General features: G+C 72.6%; 4 protein-coding genes. 1 reads left to right on the plus strand and 3 read right to left on the minus strand.

Annotated elements, in window-relative coordinates:
* Positions 1-74: 74 nt before the first annotated feature.
* The 3 genes from ACFVYK_RS37880 to ACFVYK_RS37890 are packed head-to-tail and all read right to left on the minus strand — an operon-like array spanning position 75 to position 2,631.
* Positions 75-737 (minus strand): 3-oxoacid CoA-transferase subunit B, encoded by a 663-nt coding sequence (locus ACFVYK_RS37880; RefSeq protein ID WP_389781282.1) that lies wholly within the window; start codon positions 735-737, stop codon positions 75-77.
* Complete coding sequence (locus ACFVYK_RS37885) at positions 734-1,429, minus strand: 3-oxoacid CoA-transferase subunit A (protein WP_389781283.1); 696 nt, start codon at positions 1,427-1,429, stop codon at positions 734-736. The genes ACFVYK_RS37880 and ACFVYK_RS37885 overlap by 4 nt, the downstream gene beginning before the upstream one ends.
* Entirely contained in the window at positions 1,426-2,631 is a 1,206-nt protein-coding gene (locus tag ACFVYK_RS37890) for a thiolase family protein (protein ID WP_389781284.1), read from the minus strand. Before ACFVYK_RS37890 ends, ACFVYK_RS37885 begins: the two co-directional genes overlap by 4 nt.
* 71 nt (positions 2,632-2,702) lie before the next feature.
* On the opposite strand from ACFVYK_RS37890, the gene ACFVYK_RS37895 reads away from it, so the two are divergent.
* Positions 2,703-2,944: LysR family transcriptional regulator (locus ACFVYK_RS37895; RefSeq protein WP_389781285.1), on the plus strand; the 242-nt coding region annotated here is incomplete at its 3' end.

A 2,944-nucleotide genomic window follows, 5' to 3' on the forward strand; every position in this document is an offset into this window, starting at 1 on the left:
GCCCCGAGCCGCGGTGGCTCGGGGCGAGCGCTGGGGAGGGGCGGCGAGGCGCGCGAGGAGGCGCCGCCGCAGCCCTAGGACGGCAGGACGCCGAGCCGCTCCGCGAGTTCGTGGGCGCCCACGCCGTAGGTCTCCCGGATCCGTACGCCGTCGGGGCCGACGTCGAAGACGCCGTGGTCGGTGTAGACGCGGCTGACGCAGCCGACGCCGGTGAGGGGGTAGGCGCAGTGCGGCACGAGCTTGGGCTCGCCGGAGCGGGTGAAGAGCGTCATCATCACGTAGACGTCCTTGGCGCCGATGGCGAGGTCCATGGCGCCGCCGACGGCGGGGATGTCGTCGGGACCCGCGGTGGTCCAGTTGGCGAGGTCGCCGGTGAAGGCGACCTGGTAGGCCCCGAGGACGCAGACGTCGAGGTGGCCGCCGCGCATCATGGCGAAGGAGTCGGCGTGGTGGAAGTACGCGGCTCCCGGCAGCTCGGTCACCGGGACCTTCCCGGCGTTGGTCAGATCGGGGTCGATCGCGTCGCCCTGGGCCTTCGGCCCCATGTTGAGCATGCCGTTCTCGGTGTGCAGCACCACCCCGGAGCCGGCCGGCAGATGGTCGGCGATCTTGGTGGGTTGTCCGATGCCGAGGTTGACGAAGGCGCCGGCCGGAATGTCGCGGGCGATGACGGCGGCCAGTTCGTCCATCGAGAGCCGGTGGTCGGCGGACGCCTGAGTGTTCGGCGTGGTGGTCATCGGGCCCCCTGCACGGTGTAGCGACGGGCTGCCGCCCGGACGATCCGGTCGACGTAGATGGACGGGGTGACGACGGCCTCCGGATCGAGCTTCCCGGGCTCCACGATCTCGTCGACCTGGACGACGGTCGTCGTCGCGGCCGTGGCCATGACGGGTCCGAAGTTACGGGCGGTCTTGCGGTAGACGAGGTTGCCGAGGGTGTCCGCGACGTGCGCGCCGATCAGGGCGTAGTCGCCCTTGATGGGGTACTCCAGCAGGTATCTACGGCCGTCGATCTCCCGCTCCTCCTTGCCCTCGGCCAGCGGTGTGCCGACGGCGGTCGGGCAGTAGAACGCGCCGATGCCGGCTCCGGCGGCGCGCATCCGCTCGGCGAGGTTGCCCTGCGGCACCACTTCGAGCTCGATCCTCCCTGCGCGGTAGAGGCCGTCGAAGACCCAGGAGTCGGCCTGGCGCGGGAAGGAGCAGAGCACCTTGCGCACCCGGCCGGCGGCCAGCAGCGCGGCCAGTCCGACGTCGCCGTTGCCGGCGTTGTTGGACACGATCGTGAGGTCCTTCGCGCCCTGCCGGATGAGCGCGTCGAGCAGATCGAACGGCATTCCGGCCAGTCCGAAGCCGCCGACGAGGATCGTGGAGCCGTCCTCGATCCCGGCGACCGCCGCATCCGCGGTTTCGACGATCTCCGCCCGGCTCACCGGTTCGCCTCCGTTGCGCCGCAGTTCTCCAGGACGACGGCCAGCCCCTGGCCGACCCCGATGCAGATGGCGGCGACGCCGTAGCGCTGCCCGCTCTCGCGCAGCACCTTGGCCAGCGTGGCGAGGACGCGTCCGCCCGAGGCGCCCAGCGGGTGCCCGATCGCGATGGCCCCGCCCTTCTGGTTGACGAGGCAGGGGTCGATCTTCCAGGCGTCGAGACAGGCGAGCGACTGCACGGCGAAGGCCTCGTTGAGCTCGACCGCCCCCACCTGGTCCCAGCCGATCCCCGCGCGGGCCAGCGCACGGTTGGCCGCCTCGACCGGGGCGTAGCCGAAGGCCTGCGGCTCCAGCGCCATCACGCCGCGGCCGGCGATGCGGGCGACCGGGTCGGCCCCGATCGTGGCCGCGGCCCCCTCGCTGCCCAGCAGCACCGCGGAGGCCCCGTCGTTCAGGGGGCTGGCGTTGCCCGCGGTGATGGTGCCGCCCTGCTCCGGGGTGCGGAAGACCGGCTCGAGCCCCGCCAGCGCCTGCTGTGTCGAGCCGCCCCGGATGCCCTCGTCGCGGGTCAGGTCGACGCCCTCGACCGGCGCCACCAGGTCGTCGTAGAAGCCCGACTCCCAAGCGGCGTGGGCGAGTCGGTGGGAGCGGGCGGCGAACTCGTCCTGCCGCTCACGGGAGATCCCGAAGCGCTCCCGGAGCCGCTCGTTGGCCTCGCCCAGGCTGACCGTCCACTCCTTCGGCATCCGCGGGTTCACCAGCCGCCAGCCCAGCGTCGTCGACACGGCCGTGAGGTCGCCGGCCGGGAACCGCTTCGCCGGCTTGGGCAGCACCCACGGCGCGCGGGTCATCGACTCGACGCCGCCGGTCAGCACGATCTCGGCGTCGCCGGACTCGATCGTCCGGCTGGCCGTCATCGCGGCGTCGAGGCTGGAGCCGCACAGCCGGTTGACCGTGACGCCGGGCACGCTCACGGGCAGCCCGGCGAGCAGCGCCGCCATGCGGCCGACGTTGCGGTTCTCCTCGCCGGCGCCGTTGGCGTTGCCCCAGACCACGTCGTCGATCGCGGCGCGGTCGAGGTCCGGCACTCTCGCGAGGGTGGAAGTGATCGCGGCGGCGGCGAGATCGTCGGGGCGGACCCCGGCCAGCGCCCCGTTGAAGCGACCGAACGGCGTCCGAGCCGCGGCGTACAGGAAAGCACTCATGACGGCGACGCTAACCCCGGACCGCGATATCCTGAAGTACGCATATTCGAGTCGATCGATACGGACGGCATATGGATCTGCGTCACCTGCGGTACTTCGTGGCCGTGGCCGAGGAGCGCCACTTCGGCCGCGCCGCCGAGCGGCTCCGCATGGCCCAGCCGCCGCTCTCCACGCAGATCCGCCAGCTGGAGGGCGAGCTCGGCGTCGAGCTGCTGCACCGCACCACCCGCCGGGTGGACCTCACCGAGGCCGGCCGCGCCTACCTCGACCGGGCACGCGCGATCCTGGCCGACGTCGACGAGGCGGCCCACCA

Source organism: Streptomyces sp. NPDC058291, assembly GCF_042880855.1.
Lineage (GTDB): Bacteria > Actinomycetota > Actinomycetes > Streptomycetales > Streptomycetaceae > Streptomyces.